The sequence below is a fragment of the Pseudomonas sp. R45(2017) genome, from assembly GCF_002112305.1.
Lineage (GTDB): Bacteria > Pseudomonadota > Gammaproteobacteria > Pseudomonadales > Pseudomonadaceae > Aquipseudomonas > Aquipseudomonas paraglycinae.
The window spans coordinates 71,074-87,256 of record NZ_NEHH01000009.1 but is presented as its reverse complement, the minus strand read 5'-3'; the positions used below and the strand labels follow the sequence as shown (position 1 = coordinate 87,256).

The window sequence follows — 16,183 nt, the reverse complement described above, 5'->3', positions numbered from 1 at the left end:
CTTAATAGTTGAAAGTCTTGACCAGCAGCAGATCACCGATGGCCCGCAGGGGTACGATGAACGTTTCGCGTTTTTCGTCGACGGTGTTTTCGTTCAGCACCAGGGTGATCTGCGAGGTGATGACCTCGTTCTGGTTGCTGGTCTCCTCGAAGTTATAGCCGCCGTTGCCAAAGTTGCCCCAATAGTTGACGTAAACCAGATAGGTGCCGTGCAACGGCGCGGTCATGGTGAACATTTCCGGGCCAGGGCCATCGACGCCGTCCGGATCGAGGCCACCGCCGTTGCTCATCGCCGGACGCGCCCAGAAGGCATGCTGGCCGTCAGGCGTAATGACGTGCAGGTCGAGTTCGGCTTTAGGGTCGTCCCAACCGAGCACCACGCGGATCCGCGCCGGCGTGCGCAGGTTATTGGCTTCGTAGAATTGAACGCGCTTGAGCGACTGGCCGTCGGCGCTGATCACCTCGACGCTGTTGGAACCGGCGCCGAACGCATACGGCCGGGCGAAACGGCCCTGGTCGTCGGTGTACAGATTCAGTGGATTGCCATTCACCGCCAGGCTGTGCGGCGGACGTAAATGGCCGATCGCCTTGAGCTGGCCTTCAATCATCGTGCGATTGCGCTGGATGCCGCGATCGATCGGCGGCGTGGGATAGGCGACTTGCGGGTTTCCCGTGCGATCGAGCAGCCCGTGATAGCGCCAGCCGCCCACCGGCTCCGACAGCTCCGCGCTCGGCGCCGCCAGCAGCGCGGGTGCGCAGGCCAACCCGATCAGCAGCAAAAGAAGTGAACGCATGTGATGCCTCCTGCCATGCCTGAACGAAACCTTGCACCCGATCCTCGGTACTTCACAGCGGTGAAAACTGCGTTTCGTCTGAAAGACCCGTGACTGTCGGGTCGTAGAAGGCGCGAAGGTTAGCGATTCGGCAGTTTTTTAACAATCGGATACATCTGGATTTGCGGTGGGAATCACGGCGACCAGTGGACGATGAGCCGATTAGGCGTCATATTCGGCTCACGAAATGAGCCGAATAGCGTTTCCAATCGGCTCACGCACTCAGGATCAGCAATTAATGGCGACTCACTGGATCTGGCAGCAGCCTGATTGGCCGGACTTCAACTGGCAGGCGGAATGCCTGGCACCGTTGTTGCGCGAGTGTGTTCAGGCACAAGGTCAATTGATGGGCATGGCGGGATCGGTGAGCCATTCACTGAGCGCGCAGACAGAGCTGGACGCTTTGCTGCAAAACATCGTGACCTCCTCGGCCATCGAGGGGGAGCAGTTGAATGTTGAATCCGTGCGCTCTTCATTGGCACGACGTCTGGGGCTGGAATCACCGGATGGCGACAACGTCAGCAAGCGCAGCGAGGGGCTGGCGCAACTGATGCTCGATGCCACTCAACGTTTTGCCGAACCGCTGACGCTGGAACGATTGCTGGAATGGCATTCATGGCTGTTTCCAGAACAGGAGAGTGGTTTCCTTTCGCGAGCAATCAATGTCGGCGCTCTACGCGGCGATGAGCCAATGCAGGTGGTTTCCGGGCGAATCGACCGCCCGACCGTGCATTTCGAGGCGCCACCGCGACAAGGGCTTGAGCGACAACTCGACAGTTTTCTCAAGTGGTTCGACGCCAGTCAGCACCAGGCAGGCCTCGATCCTTTACTGCGGGCAGGCATCGCGCACTTCTGGTTCGTCACCTTGCACCCGTTCGATGACGGCAACGGCCGTCTTACCCGCACGCTCACCGATCTGGCACTGGCTCAGGGCGAAGCGCAGGCGATTCGTTTTTATGCGATGTCCGCCAGCATTCTCGACGACCGCGCGGGCTATTACCGGATTCTCGAATCCAGCCAGAAAGCCACGCTGGACATCACCGACTGGCTCGCATGGTTCCTGCAAACCCTGCTGCGCAGCCTGCAACAGGCCATTGCGCGGATTGAAAGTGTGTTGGGAAAATCACGCTTCTGGCAGGCGCACCGGGAATCCGGGCTGTCGGCGGAGCAGATCAAAGTGCTCAATCGTTTGCTCGACGGTGGTGAGCGCGGTTTCGAGCACGGTATCAGCGCAGCGCAATACCAGAGTGTGGCCAAGGTCTCCAAAGCCACGGCCACCCGACATCTGGCGGAACTGCTGGAAAAGGGCTGCCTGCAACGTCTTCCGGGCGGCGGACGCAGCACTCGGTATCAGATTCAATATCCTGGCGAATTGACCGACTGACACCCTTGTCCGTCGGCCCGCTCATTTGCCCATACCCCCCCTATCTGCTAGTGTCGCGCCGGTTTAACGTCAACCGGAATTAGCCGCCATGGCCCGCAAAAAAGCTGCACTGGATTTCGAACAGTCCCTCGCCGACCTGCAAACGCTGGTGGAGCGTCTGGAGAACGGTGAATTGTCGCTGGAAGACTCGCTGACCGCTTTCGAGCAGGGCATCGGCCTGACCCGTGACTGCCAGGCGGCGCTGGCCCAGGCCGAGCAGAAGGTCCAGGTGTTGCTGGAGCGCGATGGCGAACTCGCCGAGGAACCCTTCGACGCGGATCAGCCAGAATGATTGCAGCGTATTCGGCCACCAGCCAGGCGCGGGTCAACGCGGCACTGGAAACCCTGTTCAACGCCCCGCTGCCAGAACTGGCGCGTCTTTATGAAGCCATGCGCTACAGCGTGATGAACGGCGGCAAACGCGTGCGCCCGCTGCTGGCTTACGCGGCGTGCGAAGCTCTTGGCGGCAAGGCCGAACAGGCCAACGGCGCGGCGTGTGCGGTTGAGCTGATCCACGCGTATTCGCTGGTGCACGACGATTTGCCGGCGATGGACGACGACGATCTGCGCCGCGGCCAGCCAACCACGCACAAGAAATTCGACGAAGCCTGCGCAATCCTCGCCGGCGACGGCTTGCAGAGCCTGGCGTTCAGCGCCCTGCTCGACCCGCGTCTGAGCGACCTGAGCGCGGACATCCGCCTGCAACAGGTCACGGCGCTGGCGCACGCGGCGGGCCCGGCGGGCATGGTCGGCGGTCAGGCCATCGACCTCGGTTCGGTCGGCCTCAAGCTCGACCAGAAAGCGCTGGAACAGATGCACCGGCACAAGACCGGCGCGCTGATCGAAGTCAGCGTCAAGCTCGGCGCCCTGGCCAGCGGCCGTGCCGAGAAGGATGAACTCAAGTCCCTGCAGACTTATGCACAGGCCATCGGTCTGGCATTCCAGGTCCAGGACGACATCCTCGACGTCGAAAGCGATACCGAAACCCTCGGCAAGCGCCAGGGCGCCGACATCGCCCGCGACAAGCCGACCTACCCGGCCCTGCTCGGCCTCGACGCCGCCAAGACCTATGCGCTGGAGCTGCGCGATCAGGCCCTGCACGCACTGCGACCGTTTGACGCGGCTGCCGAGCCGTTGCGCGATCTGGCCCGGTATATCGTCGATCGGCGTAACTGAAGGCTAATCAGCCAAAAAAGACCAACGCGTGGGCAGGGGGCGATGCATCAGGTAAACTGCCGCATCTTTTATACCTATAACGATTCGCCTGATGCCCACGACGTTTCATGAGATTCCCCGCAAGCGCCCGACCACGCCCCTGCTCGACCGCGCTAACACGCCGGACGGCCTGCGCCGGTTAGGCGAAGCCGAGCTGGAAACCCTGGCTGATGAGTTGCGCCTGGAATTGCTCTACACGGTCGGCCAGACCGGTGGGCATTTCGGTGCCGGCCTGGGCGTCATCGAGCTGACCATCGCGTTGCATTACGTCTTCGACACCCCGGACGACCGGCTGGTGTGGGACGTCGGTCATCAGGCCTATCCGCACAAGATCCTCACCGGTCGTCGCGAGCGCATGGAATCCTTGCGCCAGAAGGACGGCATCGCGGCTTTCCCGCGCCGTTCCGAGAGCGAGTACGACACCTTCGGCGTCGGTCACTCCAGCACCTCGATCAGTGCCGCGCTGGGCATGGCCATCGCCGCCCGCCTGCAGAACAGCGATCGCAAGGCGATTGCAGTGATCGGCGACGGCGCACTGACCGCCGGCATGGCGTTCGAGGCGCTGAACCACGCGCCGGAAGTCGACGCCAACATGCTGGTGATCCTCAACGACAACGACATGTCGATCTCGCGCAACGTCGGCGGGCTGTCGAACTATCTGGCGAAGATCCTTTCCAGCCGCACTTACGCGAGCATGCGTGAAGGCAGCAAGAAAGTGCTGTCGCGCCTGCCCGGCGCCTGGGAAATCGCCCGTCGCACCGAAGAATATGCCAAGGGCATGCTGGTCCCCGGCACCCTGTTCGAAGAACTGGGCTGGAACTACATCGGCCCGATCGACGGCCACGACCTGCCGACCCTGATCGCCACCTTGCGCAACATGCGCGATCTGAAAGGCCCGCAATTCCTGCACATCGTCACCAAGAAAGGCAAAGGCTTCGCCCCGGCGGAAGTCGACCCGATCGGTTACCACGCCATCACCAAGCTCGAACCGCTGGACGCCCCGGCCGCTGCGCCGAAAAAGGCCGGCGGGCCGAAGTATTCCGGCGTGTTCGGTGAATGGCTGTGCGACATGGCCGCTGCCGACCCGCGTCTGGTGGGCATTACCCCGGCGATGAAGGAAGGCTCGGATCTGGTGGCGTTCAGCGAACGCTTCCCGTTGCGCTACTTCGACGTGGCAATTGCCGAGCAACACGCCGTGACACTCGCCGCCGGCATGGCCTGCGAAGGCGCGAAACCGGTGGTGGCGATCTACTCGACATTCCTGCAACGCGGTTACGACCAGTTGGTGCATGACGTCGCGGTGCAGAACCTCGACGTGCTGTTCGCCATCGACCGCGCCGGTCTGGTGGGCGAAGACGGCCCGACTCACGCCGGCAGTTTCGATCTGTCGTTCCTGCGTTGCATCCCGGGCATGGTCATCATGACCCCGAGCGATGAAAACGAACTGCGCAAGATGCTCACCACCGGCCACCTGTACAACGGCCCGGCGGCGGTGCGTTATCCACGCGGTACCGGCCCGAACGCGACCATCGAGAAAGACCTCGAACCGATCGAGATCGGCAAGGGCGTGGTGCGTCGTAAGGGCAGCAAGGTCGCCCTGCTGGTGTTCGGCGTGCAAATGGCCGAAGCCCTGAAAGTCGCCGAGACGCTGGACGCGACCGTGGTCGACATGCGTTTCGTCAAACCGATGGACGAAGCGCTGGTACGCGAGATCGCCAACAGCCACGACCTGCTGGTGACCATCGAAGAGAACGCGATCATGGGCGGTGCCGGTGGCGCGGTCAGCGAGTTCCTCGCCCGCGAGAACATCCTCAAGTCGGTGCTGCACCTGGGCTTGCCGGACGTTTACGTCGAGCACGCCAAGCCGGCGCAGATGCTGGCCGAGTGCGGGCTGGATGAAGTAGGGATCGAAGCGGCGGTGCGTGAGCGCCTGACTCTGCTCAACAAGTAATCACCATCCCTGTGGGAGCGGGCTTGCCCGCGATGAGGTCGGCACAGTCAACATTGATGTTGGATGTACCGACGCCATCGCGGGCAAGCCCGCTCCCACAGTGTTTTGTGTCGCTGGAAATCTAGTGCACACCAGAAATACCAACGGAATACCGATGAACCTCTCGCGCCTCGCCCTGCCCCTCCTGCTGCTGCCCTCCGCCAACGCCCTCGCTGACAATTTCGAACGCGATCAGGCCCTGAAGCTGCCGGACATGCTGATCAGCGCCAACCGTCAGGTCGAAGCACGCAACGACAGCAGCGCCGCCAACACCGTGTTCACCCGCGAAGACATCGAGCGTCTGCAACCGCGCAGCGTCACCGATCTGCTGCAGCGGGTGCCGGGCGTGCAAGTCTTGCAAACCGGCGGACGTGGCAGCCTCCCGGGGATCTACATTCGTGGTACGCAATCGGCGCAGAGCCTGGTGCTGGTCGACGGCCAGCGCATCGGCAATTCCACCTCCGGCGACAGCAACCTGCAACACCTGAACATCGAACAGATCGAGCGCGTGGAAGTGCTGCGCGGTTCGCGCTCGGTGATTTACGGCAGCGATGCGATTGGCGGGGTGATTCAGATCTTCACCCGGCGCGGCGGCGAACAAGGCTTGCAGCCGCGGATGCATGTCGGATTCGGCAGCAACCAGACCTGGGAACGCAGTATTGGCCTCTCCGGCGGAGACGAGAAAACCCGCTTCAACCTCGGCGCCAGCCTCGATGAAACCGCCGGCCTCGACCGCACCCACGAGTCCTACCCCAGCGACAGCGACCACGACGCCTACCGCAACAAATCCATCAGCCTGAGCCTCAGCCATGCGTTGACCGATGACATCGAAGTTGGCGCCAATCTGCTGGATAACCGTGGCAAAAGCGAGTTCGACAACCCGTTCGGACGCTTCGACCCGGTGACCTTCGACTCTGTGCAGCAGCAACCGTACAGCGATTTCACCGTCAGCAGTTTCAGCAGCTACATCGACGCGCGGATCAACGAGCGCTGGAAGTCGCGCCTGGAACTCGGCCATAGCGAAAACCGCGAGAAGTCCTTCGACAAGCTCAGCGACGAGCGCTCGGTGTTCAACACCTACCGTGATTCGGTGACCTGGCAGAACGACCTGACCCTCGATGCACGCAACAGCCTGATCCTTGGCGGCGACTGGTACGAAGATCGCGTCAACAGCAGCACCGCGTTCGACGAAGACAGCCGCTGGAACCGCGCAGCCTTCATCCAGCATCGCTTCCAGGCCGACAGTTTCTCCACCGAACTGGGCCTGCGCCGTGACGACAACCAGCAGTTCGGCGGCCAGAACAGCTGGAGCGGCACGCTGACCTTGCCGGTCAACCCGGACAACGATCTGCTGCTCAGCTACAGCGAAGGCTTCCGCGCGCCGACCTTCAACGATCTGTATTACCCGGACTTCAGCAACCCCGACCTGAAACCGGAAACCTCGAAAAGCTACGAGCTGCAATGGCGCAGCCAGTTGAGCGACAGCACTCGCCTCGAAGCCTCGCTGTACCGGACCGATCTGGAAGACGCGATCATCTTCGGCAGCAACTCACGCCCGGAAAACGTCGCCTCGGCGCGAATCAACGGCTTCGAAGCAGCGCTGAAACAGGAGCTGTTCGGCTGGCAGAGCAACCTCGGCGTGGCGATCATCGATCCCCGCGACCGCGACACCGGCCACACTTTGGCACGGCGTGCCCGTCGCACCCTGAGCTGGGATCTGGATCGACAGTTCGATCGCCTTGGCCTCGGCGCCAGTTGGCAGGCCGTCAGCAGCAGTTACGACGATCTGAACAATCAGCAACCATTGGGCGGTTATGCACTGCTCGGACTGCGCAGCAGCTGGGCGCTGAACCGCGAGATCAAGCTGGATTTCAAGGTCGATAACCTGCTGGACAAGGGTTACAGCCGGGCGCTGTACAGCCATGACGGCAGTCAGTATGACTATCGCGAGGAAGGTCGGGCGTTCATGTTCGGCGTGACCTGGACGCCGCAGCTCTAACGATCTGGCGCGATCAGCTGGCAGAGCTTGGCGGTCGCCTCGATCATCTGCCCGCTCGGACGCTCAAGGCCTTTATCGGTGACCAGCAGCAACTGCCCGTGCTTGACCGCTGCCACTTGTGGCCAGGCGTTCCACGCCTCCAGTTGCGGCTGATCGCCGGCCAGTATCACTTCGGGATCACGCTGTAAAACCGCTTCGATGCTCACCTGTGGCGCTGGCAGGCTCAGGTCGGCGAACACATTGCGTGCGCCACACACTTCAAGCGCATCGCTGATGATTTGTCCGCCACCGACGGTGTACAGCGGCTTGTCCCAAACCTGATAGAACACCCGCAGCGGTACTTCGCGGCGGTAGCGCTGGCGCAGCTTATCGAGTTTTTGCCGCAACTCGCTGGCCCGCGCGATCCCACGCTCAGGACGACCGAGCTGTATCGCGATGCCCTCAATCTGCGCAATCAGCTGTTCGAGACTGTGGGGCTCGGCAACGAACGTCGGGATGTTCAGGCGCTTGAGCTGATCACGTTGAGCCGGGCCGACACTGCCGAACCACAACAGCAACAAGTCAGGCTTGAGGCTGAGCAGGCGCTCCATGTCGAGCTGACCGTAACGGCCCACCGAAGGCACGTCCTTGATCGCAGACGGACGCTCACCGGCATCCAGCACCCCGACCAGCAGGTCGGCCGAACCCAGTTCAACCACGATTTCGGACAGGGATGGCGCGAGGCTGACCACCCGCAGAGCGGCCAGCGTTTCACCGCTGACGGCCAGCAGCAGAACCGCCAGCCAGAGACGACGCATCAAGCGAGTTGACGCGGGATACGGTAGAGGTAGAACAGCACCGCCGTGGACAGCGCCAGCAGCATCAGCGGCACCGCTTCAAGGCCGACGAACACCGCCAGCGAACCAATCCATGCCGGCAGCGCTGCGACCACGTATGCACTGCGAAGGCAGGCCGCCAGGGCAATCCAGGCAGCGGGCTCTTCAGGAGTATCGAGGGCTTTTTGCGTGGCGATCAGCGCATGTTTGTAGCGCCCGAAAAACTTCAGGCTGACAAACATCGAGGCCACGCCAGCGATAAAGAAAGGCAGCGCCAGCACCGGCAGAATCGCCTCGCCCTGGCCGAACACAGCGTTGATCACGAACAGCGGCACCAGCGCCAGCGCCAGGTATTTCCACCAGGCGATCGACAGACGGCGCCGCACTTGCCCGCGGGTCACGCCCGGTCTACCTCGCCCTGATGCTCGTTGCCCATCATGTGGTCGAGCTTGCTGGCCTTGGTCGCCAGATAGAGTTTGTTGTGCGGGTTGTGGCCGGTGTGCAGCGGCACGCGCTCGGCAACAACGATACCCATATCGGTCAAGGCTTTGACCTTGCGCGGGTTGTTGGTCATCAGACGCAGGGATTTGACGCCCAGATGCTCCAGCATCGGCAGGCACATGGCGTAGTCACGCTGGTCGGCGGCAAAGCCCAGACGCTCGTTGGCTTCAACGGTGTCGGCGCCGCCGTCCTGCAATTCGTAGGCACGGATCTTGTTCAACAGACCGATGCCGCGTCCTTCCTGACGCAGGTACAGCAACACGCCACGACCTTCGCGAGCGATGGCTTTGAGGGCGCCCTCAAGTTGCGAACCGCAGTCGCAACGCTGGCTGAACAAGGCATCGCCGGTCAGGCATTCGGAGTGCAGACGGCCGAGTACCGGGGCACCGTCGGCAATCTCACCCAGGCTCAGCACGACGTGCTCGCGGCCGGTGGCTTCATCGAGAAAACCGTGCATGGTGAATTGCGCAAAAGGCGTTGGCAGCTTGGAAGCGGCGACAAAAACGACAGGCACCGGTGTGCTCCTGATCTGAAAAGTCTGAAGATTCGCTGGGCGGCATTGTAACAGCAGGTTCCCGCAGGCGCTTAGGCTGAATTATCGGCCATAACGATCAAAAAGTTTGATAACAGGCTCGCCCTTATCGCGTTCATTCGAAGGGATACGGCTGCTTCCAGCGCTCGAAGATCGGTTTCAACTCGCCGTTCTTTACCAGTTGCTCCATGCGCTGGTCGTAGATCGACATCAGTGCACGGGCTTGCGGGGTGTCGGCGAAACCGAGGTACAGCGGCAATTCCGCCAGATGTGAATAACGGTACTGCGACGGGTCGGCGGCGTTTCTCACCACCGCTTCTATTTCCGTCAGCGCATCGATGTAGTAATCCGCCCGCCCCTGTTTGAGCATCGACAGGATGCCGGTGCGACGCTCGATCTGGTTGAAGCGTTTGACGTTCGGCAGGTAGGTTTCGTAGCGATAGCCGCGCACCCAGGCCAGTCGGTATTTGCCCAGCGTCGCCTGGGTCGGCGAGGGATTGCTGGCCAGGCCGAGCGCGTAGATGTGGTCGGAATCGAAATTCCATTTCGGGTACAGCACCTGTTCGGCTTCACCGCGATAGGAACCGACCAGTGCGTCGGCTTCCTTCAACTGCACCAGCCCGACCGAGCGGGTGTAGGGCACGGTGCGAATATCCAGGGTCACGCCGGCCGGCTCGAAGACTTTGCGCAACACGTCCCAGCCCAGGCCATGACCATCGGCGGCGGTGTAGTCTTCCCAGTCTTCGCTGGCCAGGTGAATGACCGACGGCGGTGCGTCCTGTGCCTGGGCCATGGCGCCAAGCAAGGTCAAAACCACTATCGCCAACCAGCGTCGAGTCATCCCTGCGTCCCTCATCCACACCTGGAAATCAGGCGAAAAGCCACACCAGTCCCTGCATCGCCAGCCAGGCGAATACGCCGGCCAGCACGTCGTCGAGCATGATGCCGACGCCGCCGTGAACATGCCGGTCGATCCAGCGGATCGGCCACGGCTTGAGAATGTCGAAGAAGCGGAACACCAGGAACCCGGCGAGCAACCAGTACCAGCCTTCCGGCACCAGCCACAGGGTGATCCACATCCCGACCATTTCGTCCCAGACGATGCCTTCGTGGTCGTGCACCCGCAGATCGTCGGCCACTTTGCCGCACAGCCAGAAGCCGAACAGCATGGTGATACCAAGCATCAGCCAGTAACCCCAGTCGGGCAGCATCTGCCACAACGGGATAAAGGGTAGCGCAACTAACGAGCCCCAAGTGCCCGGCGCCCTGGGCAAGGTGCCCGAGCCGAAGCCGAACGCGAGGAAATGCCAGGGATTGCGCCAGACCGACGGCGGAACGAATTCGGCCGGAACCTGTTTCGGGTGATCTGTCACGGTGACTCCTGAAAATGTTGATAACCCCGGATTTGCGGGGTGATGTCGTGCCCGTCGCGATCCAGCAGCACCACGCCCTGGCCTTGCGTTACGCGGCCGATCACATGGATCGGCCAGCCATCGGCGAGCAGCGCCGGCAACTCGTCGGACGGCAACGTGAAGGCCAGCACGTAATCATCGCCACCGCTCAACGCCGCACGCTCGGCGCCGCGCTGGCCGAGAAACGCCACCAAGGCGTCCGACAACGGAACACGCTCGCGCTCGACTTCGAGGCGAACCTTCGAAGCCAGTGCGATGTGACCGCAATCGGCGAGCAAGCCATCGGAGATGTCCAGCGCCGAGGTGGCCTTGCCACGCAGGGCCTGACCAAGGGCGAGTTGCGGTTGCGGCGACCAGTAATGATCGAGCAGCGGCTGGGCGATATGGGGTTCGGCGTCACGCTGACCCAGCACCAGCGGCAAGGCACCGGCTGCGTTGCCCAGCTCACCGCCGACACACAGCAGATCGCCCGGTTGTGCGCCGCTGCGGGTGAGCGCTTTGCCGGCCGAGACGCGGCCGAACACGGTGACGGTCAGGCTCAACGGCCCGCGCGTCGTGTCGCCGCCAACCAGTGCCACGCCGCAGCCCTGCGCCATGCGGTTCAAACCGCGGGCATAGGCTTGCAGCCAATCGGCGGTCACCGTCGGCAGAGTCAGGGCAAGGGTAAAGGCAACGGGCGTGGCACCCATGGCAGCGAGGTCGCTGACCGCCACGGCCAGCGAGCGCTGACCGAGCAGAAACGGATCGCAGGGATCGGCGAAATGCACGCCGGCCACCAGCGTATCGGTGGAAACCGCCAGCTGTTCCCCGGAAGGAACCGCCAGCAAGGCGCAGTCATCGCCGATCCCCAGTGCAACGCCTTCGCCGCCCTGCGCACAAGGCGCGGCGGCGAAGAAATTGCGGATCAGCTCAAACTCGCCCATGGCCGAGAAAAAGTATTCAAGCGCGGATCAGCGCTTGAACGCCTTCACTTCAGCTTCACGCAGGCGCGGAGCCAGCTTGTCGAGCACGCCGTTGACGAACTTGTGGCCGTCGGTCGAACCGAACACCTTGGCCAGTTCGATACCTTCGTTGATCACAACGCGGTACGGCACGTCGACGCGCTTGAGCAGTTCCCAGGTGGACAGGCGCAGAACGGCCAGTTCAACCGGGTCCAGCTCTTCGATCGCCAGGTCCAGGCAAGGCGTGAGCGCGTTGTCGATTTCGGTCTTGAACTGCGGAACCCCGTGCAGGATTTCGCGGAAGTAAGCACCGTCGACATCGGTGAAATCGTTATCGACCCGGAACTGCGCTTCGATCTCGTTCAACGACTGCCGAGCCATGTGCCACTGATACAGGGCCTGGGTCGCGAGCTGACGGGCTTCGCGGCGCTTGGCGCTTTTCGATGGCTTGCCGGCATCCGCAGGTTTCGGATCGCGCGGGTTGAAACGATCGCTTTCGTCGCTAATCACTTGGCCTCCAACTGCGCCAGCAGGCTGACCATTTCCAGAGCGGACAGGGCAGCTTCAGCACCTTTGTTGCCGGCCTTGGTGCCGGAACGTTCGATGGCTTGCTCGATGGAATCAACGGTCAGGACGCCGAAAGCGACCGGTACGCCGAACTCCATGGACACCTGGGCCAGGCCCTTGGTGCACTCGCCAGCCACGTATTCGAAGTGCGGAGTGCCGCCACGAATGACCGCGCCCAGGGCGATGATTGCTGCGAACTCGCCTTTCTGGGCGACTTTCTGCGCAACCAGCGGGATTTCGAAGGCGCCAGGTGCGCGGATGATGGTGATGTCGCTTTCGCTCACGCCGTGGCGAACCAGGGCATCAACTGCACCGCTGACCAGGCTTTCAACCACGAAGCTGTTGAAGCGGCCCACTACCAAAGCGTAGCGGCCTTTAGGGGCGATGAAGGTACCTTCGATGGTCTTCAGGGTCATTCGTCAGATCTCTTAAAGAGCCGGGACGCGTCTGTTTCGCGTCCCTCAGTGATTTATTTGCCGCGAATTCGGAGCCGGAAACAACCGGTCATTATTCGGAGGGCACGTATTCTACAACTTCCAGATCGAAACCGGATATTGCATTGAACTTCATCGGCGCCGACATCAGTCGCATTTTGCGCACGCCGAGGTCACGCAGGATCTGCGAACCGGCACCAACGATGCTGTAGGTGGTCGGTTTTTTCACCGCCGCCTGATCGCCGGTTTCGCGGATGTGCGCCAGCAACACGTCGCCATCCAGTGGGTGACCGAGCAACAGCACCACACCGCTGCCGGCCTCGGCAACCGCAGCCATGGCGGCGCGCAGGCTCCAGCGGCCCGGTTGTTTGACCATCAGCAGGTCACGCAGCGGGTCCATGTTGTGCACGCGAACCAGGGTCGGTTCTTCGGCGCAAACGGTGCCCAGGGTCAGTGCCATGTGCACGTCGCCTTCCACGGAATCACGATAGGTCACCAGGTTGAATTGGCCCAGTTCGCTGTCCAGCGGCTGCTCGGCAATCCGCTGAACGGTACGTTCGTGGATCATCCGGTAGTGAATCAGGTCGGCGATGGTGCCGATCTTGATGTCGTGTTCGGCCGCGAAGGCTTCCAGCTCGGCGCGACGGGACATGGTGCCGTCGTCGTTCATCACTTCGCAGATCACACCGCTCGGCTCGAAACCGGCCATGCGCGCCAGGTCGCAGGCGGCTTCGGTGTGACCGGCGCGGGCCAGGGTGCCACCGGCCTGAGCCATCAGCGGGAAAATGTGGCCCGGGCTGACGATGTCTTCGGCTTTCGCGTCTTTCGCAGCGGCCGCTTGCACGGTGCGCGCACGGTCAGCGGCGGAAATGCCGGTGGTCACGCCTTCGGCGGCTTCGATCGAGACGGTGAACTTGGTGCCGAAACCGGAACCGTTGCGCGGAGCCATCAGCGGCAGCTTCAGGGTTTCGCAGCGCTCGCGGCTCATCGGCATGCAGATCAGGCCACGGGCGTGCTTGGCCATGAAGTTGATGTGCTCGGCCTTGCAGCATTCGGCGGCCATGATCAGGTCGCCTTCGTTTTCGCGGTCTTCGTCATCCATGAGGATGACCATCTTGCCTTGGCGGATGTCTTCAACCAGTTCTTCGATGCTATTGAGCGCCACAAGGCACCCCCTTCAGTCAGGATTTGAGGTAGCCGTTGGCGGCCAGAAAGCTTTCAGTGATGCCACCGCCAGGCTTTTGTGAAGAGTCAGGCTCAGCGGCCCTGTCGCCCAGAAGCAGACGCTCCAGATAACGCGCCAGCAAGTCGACCTCCAGATTCACCCGGCGACCTGGCTTGTAGGACGCCATGATGGTTTCGCTCAGGGTGTGCGGAATGATCGTCAGCAGGAATTCGGCGCCATCGACCGCATTCACGGTCAGGCTGGTGCCGTCGACGGTGATCGAGCCTTTGTGGGCGATGTACTTGGCCAGCTCTTTCGCCGCGCGGATGCGAAATTCCACGGCGCGGGCATTGTCACTGCGCGATACCACTTCGCCGACACCGTCGACGTGACCGCTGACCAGATGGCCGCCGAGACGGGTGGTCGGGGTCAGGGCTTTTTCCAGGTTGACCGGGCTGCCGCATTTCAGGTCATTCATGGCGGTGCAGTCGAGGGTTTCGCGACTGACGTCGGCGGCGAAGCCGTTGCCCGGCAGTTCAACCGCGGTCAGGCACACGCCGTTGACCGCGATGCTGTCGCCGAGTTTGACGTCGCTCAGGTCGAGCTTGCCGGTTTCGACATGCACCCGCACATCACCGCCCTTTGGGGTCAGTGCGCGGATACTGCCGATGGATTCGATGATGCCGGTAAACATGGGGTTCTCCTTGAGAACGAAGCCAGCGCTAACGCGATGGCCGGGAATTATACGCTCGCCGATGAGACAGGGATTGCAGTGACTCGCCAGTCATCGCCAACCGCGCGAATTTCAGTGATTTTCAGCTCCGGCGCATCCTTCATATAGGCCAGCGGCCAGTCCAGAAGCGGACGCGCCGTGGAGCCGAGGAACTTGCCGGCAATGAAGATCACGAACTCGTCGACCAGACCGAGCTGGGCAAACGCGCCGGCCAGTCGCGGACCGGCCTCGACCAGCACTTCATTGACGCCACGGTTGGCCAGTTCGATCAGCAACTGGTGCAGATCGACCTGACCGTCATCGCCCGGCACGATCAGGCATTCCGGACCGTGGGCGTACTGTTCTTCGATGGCCACGCAGGTGGCAACCAGCGCCGGACCGGCCTTGAAGAACGGTGCATCCAGCGGCACTCGCAGACGCCCATCGATCAGCACCCGCAGCGGCGGACGGCTCAGGGCCAGCGTGGTTTGTTCGGCATCCAGTCCCAACTCGTCACCGCGAACGGTCAGGCGTGCGCCATCGGCCAGCACCGTGTCGGCGCCGGTCAGCACTACGCTGGCCTGGGCGCGCAAACGCTGCACTGCCGAACGCGCGGCCGGGCCGGTGATCCATTGGCTCTCGCCGCTTTCCATCGCCGTGCGACCGTCGAGGCTCATGGCCAACTTGACCCGCACGAACGGCAAGCCGTGTTCCATGCGCTTCAGAAAACCTTGATTGAGCTTGCGAGCTTCGCCTTCCAGCACGCCGCTTTCGGTGGCGATGCCGGCATCGGCCAGACGCTGCAGACCGCGTCCGGCGACTTGTGGATTCGGATCACGCATCGCCGCGACCACCCGACCGACACCGGCATTCACCAGCGCATCGGCACACGGCGGTGTGCGGCCGTGGTGGCTGCAAGGTTCGAGAGTCACGTAAGCCGTGGCGCCCCGGGCCAGTTCACCGGCGGCGCGCAGGGCGTGGACTTCGGCATGGGGTTCGCCGGCACGTTCATGCCAGCCTTCGCCGACAATCTGCCCGTCACGCACGATCACGCAGCCAACCCGTGGATTGGGATGCGTCGTGTAATGCCCCTTGCGCGCCAGCTCCAGGGCCCGGGCCATGAAGTGGGCGTCGAGGATGGCCTGCTCGACGGCGGTGGTCATTCTTTCACCGGTTCGCGGGCGAGGCGGTCGATCTCTTCGCGAAATTCGTTGAGGTCCTGGAAGCGGCGGTACACGGAAGCGAAACGGATGTAGGCCACTTCATCGAGCTTCTGCAGCTCGGCCATCACCAGTTCGCCGACCACGAGGGACTTGACCTCGCGCTCGCCGGTGGCGCGCAGCTTGTGTTTGATATGGACCAGAGAGGATTCGAGGCGCTCGACGCTCACCGGACGTTTCTCCAGGGCGCGCTGCATGCCGGCGCGGAGTTTTTCTTCGTCGAACGGTTGGCGGCTGCCGTCGGTTTTGATCAGGCGCGGCAACACCAGTTCGGCCGTCTCGAACGTCGTGAAACGTTCGCCGCAGGCCAGGCATTCACGCCGGCGGCGCACCTGTTCGCCCTCGGCGACCAGACGCGAGTCGATGACCTTGGTGTCGTTGGCACCGCAGAAGGGACAGTGCATGGTGGCTGGCAACAAAAAAAG

At 62.5% G+C, this 16,183-nt stretch carries 18 protein-coding genes; 5 read left to right on the top strand and 13 right to left on the bottom strand.

Translation table 11 applies throughout. The features are described 5' to 3' along the window. Window position 1 precedes the first annotated feature (1 nt). Window positions 2–793, bottom strand: coding sequence for a YfaP family protein (locus CAF74_RS20995; RefSeq protein WP_085747624.1), 792 nt, complete (start codon window positions 791–793; stop codon window positions 2–4). Between the two features lie 277 nt (window positions 794–1,070). On the opposite strand from CAF74_RS20995, the gene CAF74_RS20990 reads away from it, so the two are divergent. The 5 genes from CAF74_RS20990 to CAF74_RS20970 all read left to right on the top strand — a co-directional run bounded on the left by CAF74_RS20990 (window position 1,071) and on the right by CAF74_RS20970 (window position 7,459). Beyond that, complete coding sequence (locus tag CAF74_RS20990; protein ID WP_085747623.1) at window positions 1,071–2,216, top strand: Fic family protein; 1,146 nt, start codon at window positions 1,071–1,073, stop codon at window positions 2,214–2,216. An 88-nt stretch (window positions 2,217–2,304) separates the two neighbouring features. Further along, a complete protein-coding gene (locus tag CAF74_RS20985) occupies window positions 2,305–2,547 on the top strand; it encodes an exodeoxyribonuclease VII small subunit (protein ID WP_007894317.1) in 243 nt (80 codons plus the stop codon). Next, window positions 2,544–3,431 (top strand): (2E,6E)-farnesyl diphosphate synthase, encoded by an 888-nt coding sequence (gene ispA / locus CAF74_RS20980; protein WP_085747622.1) that lies wholly within the window; start codon window positions 2,544–2,546, stop codon window positions 3,429–3,431. Before CAF74_RS20985 ends, ispA begins: the two co-directional genes overlap by 4 nt. A 91-nt stretch (window positions 3,432–3,522) precedes the next feature. Continuing rightward, the gene (gene dxs, locus CAF74_RS20975; protein WP_085747621.1) at window positions 3,523–5,421 is read left to right on the top strand and encodes a 1-deoxy-D-xylulose-5-phosphate synthase; all 1,899 of its coding nucleotides are present in this window, start codon (window positions 3,523–3,525) and stop codon (window positions 5,419–5,421) included. A gap of 154 nt (window positions 5,422–5,575) precedes the next feature. Continuing rightward, window positions 5,576–7,459: a TonB-dependent receptor domain-containing protein gene (locus CAF74_RS20970; protein ID WP_085747620.1), complete on the top strand. Its 1,884-nt coding sequence runs from the start codon at window positions 5,576–5,578 to the stop codon at window positions 7,457–7,459. Here the strand turns inward: CAF74_RS20970 and CAF74_RS20965 are convergent. The 12 genes from CAF74_RS20965 to nrdR all read right to left on the bottom strand — a co-directional run bounded on the left by CAF74_RS20965 (window position 7,456) and on the right by nrdR (window position 16,162). Then, window positions 7,456–8,256: a cobalamin-binding protein gene (locus CAF74_RS20965; protein ID WP_085747619.1), complete on the bottom strand. Its 801-nt coding sequence runs from the start codon at window positions 8,254–8,256 to the stop codon at window positions 7,456–7,458. The two genes, CAF74_RS20970 and CAF74_RS20965, sit on opposite strands and share 4 nt — an antisense overlap. Continuing rightward, window positions 8,256–8,675: an MFS transporter gene (locus CAF74_RS20960; RefSeq protein WP_085747618.1), complete on the bottom strand. Its 420-nt coding sequence runs from the start codon at window positions 8,673–8,675 to the stop codon at window positions 8,256–8,258. Before CAF74_RS20960 ends, CAF74_RS20965 begins: the two co-directional genes overlap by 1 nt. Continuing rightward, window positions 8,672–9,289 (bottom strand): GTP cyclohydrolase II, encoded by a 618-nt coding sequence (gene ribA, locus CAF74_RS20955; protein WP_007955551.1) that lies wholly within the window; start codon window positions 9,287–9,289, stop codon window positions 8,672–8,674. Before ribA ends, CAF74_RS20960 begins: the two co-directional genes overlap by 4 nt. A gap of 133 nt (window positions 9,290–9,422) precedes the next feature. Then, complete coding sequence (locus CAF74_RS20950) at window positions 9,423–10,148, bottom strand: ABC transporter substrate-binding protein (protein ID WP_085747617.1); 726 nt, start codon at window positions 10,146–10,148, stop codon at window positions 9,423–9,425. 28 nt (window positions 10,149–10,176) lie between these two features. After that, on the bottom strand, window positions 10,177–10,680 hold the full coding sequence (locus CAF74_RS20945; RefSeq protein ID WP_085747616.1) for a phosphatidylglycerophosphatase A: 504 nt from the start codon (window positions 10,678–10,680) through the stop codon (window positions 10,177–10,179). Continuing rightward, window positions 10,677–11,642 (bottom strand): thiamine-phosphate kinase, encoded by a 966-nt coding sequence (thiL, locus tag CAF74_RS20940; RefSeq protein ID WP_085747615.1) that lies wholly within the window; start codon window positions 11,640–11,642, stop codon window positions 10,677–10,679. The genes CAF74_RS20945 and thiL overlap by 4 nt, the downstream gene beginning before the upstream one ends. A 27-nt stretch (window positions 11,643–11,669) precedes the next feature. After that, window positions 11,670–12,170, bottom strand: coding sequence for a transcription antitermination factor NusB (gene nusB / locus CAF74_RS20935; RefSeq protein WP_007955566.1), 501 nt, complete (start codon window positions 12,168–12,170; stop codon window positions 11,670–11,672). Beyond that, on the bottom strand, window positions 12,167–12,643 hold the full coding sequence (gene ribE / locus CAF74_RS20930) for a 6,7-dimethyl-8-ribityllumazine synthase (protein ID WP_003228649.1): 477 nt from the start codon (window positions 12,641–12,643) through the stop codon (window positions 12,167–12,169). Before ribE ends, nusB begins: the two co-directional genes overlap by 4 nt. A 91-nt stretch (window positions 12,644–12,734) precedes the next feature. After that, window positions 12,735–13,826 (bottom strand): bifunctional 3,4-dihydroxy-2-butanone-4-phosphate synthase/GTP cyclohydrolase II, encoded by a 1,092-nt coding sequence (ribBA, locus tag CAF74_RS20925; RefSeq protein ID WP_007955569.1) that lies wholly within the window; start codon window positions 13,824–13,826, stop codon window positions 12,735–12,737. 16 nt (window positions 13,827–13,842) lie between these two features. Next, window positions 13,843–14,520 carry a riboflavin synthase gene (locus CAF74_RS20920; protein ID WP_085747614.1) on the bottom strand — a complete coding sequence of 226 codons (678 nt, stop codon included), beginning with the start codon at window positions 14,518–14,520 and terminating at the stop codon, window positions 13,843–13,845. A gap of 47 nt (window positions 14,521–14,567) precedes the next feature. Beyond that, window positions 14,568–15,701, bottom strand: a complete 1,134-nt coding sequence (gene ribD / locus CAF74_RS20915) for a bifunctional diaminohydroxyphosphoribosylaminopyrimidine deaminase/5-amino-6-(5-phosphoribosylamino)uracil reductase RibD (RefSeq protein ID WP_085747613.1) — start codon at window positions 15,699–15,701, stop codon at window positions 14,568–14,570. Beyond that, a complete protein-coding gene (gene nrdR, locus CAF74_RS20910; RefSeq protein ID WP_003228656.1) occupies window positions 15,698–16,162 on the bottom strand; it encodes a transcriptional regulator NrdR in 465 nt (154 codons plus the stop codon). Before nrdR ends, ribD begins: the two co-directional genes overlap by 4 nt. Between the last annotated feature and the right edge of the window lie 21 nt (window positions 16,163–16,183).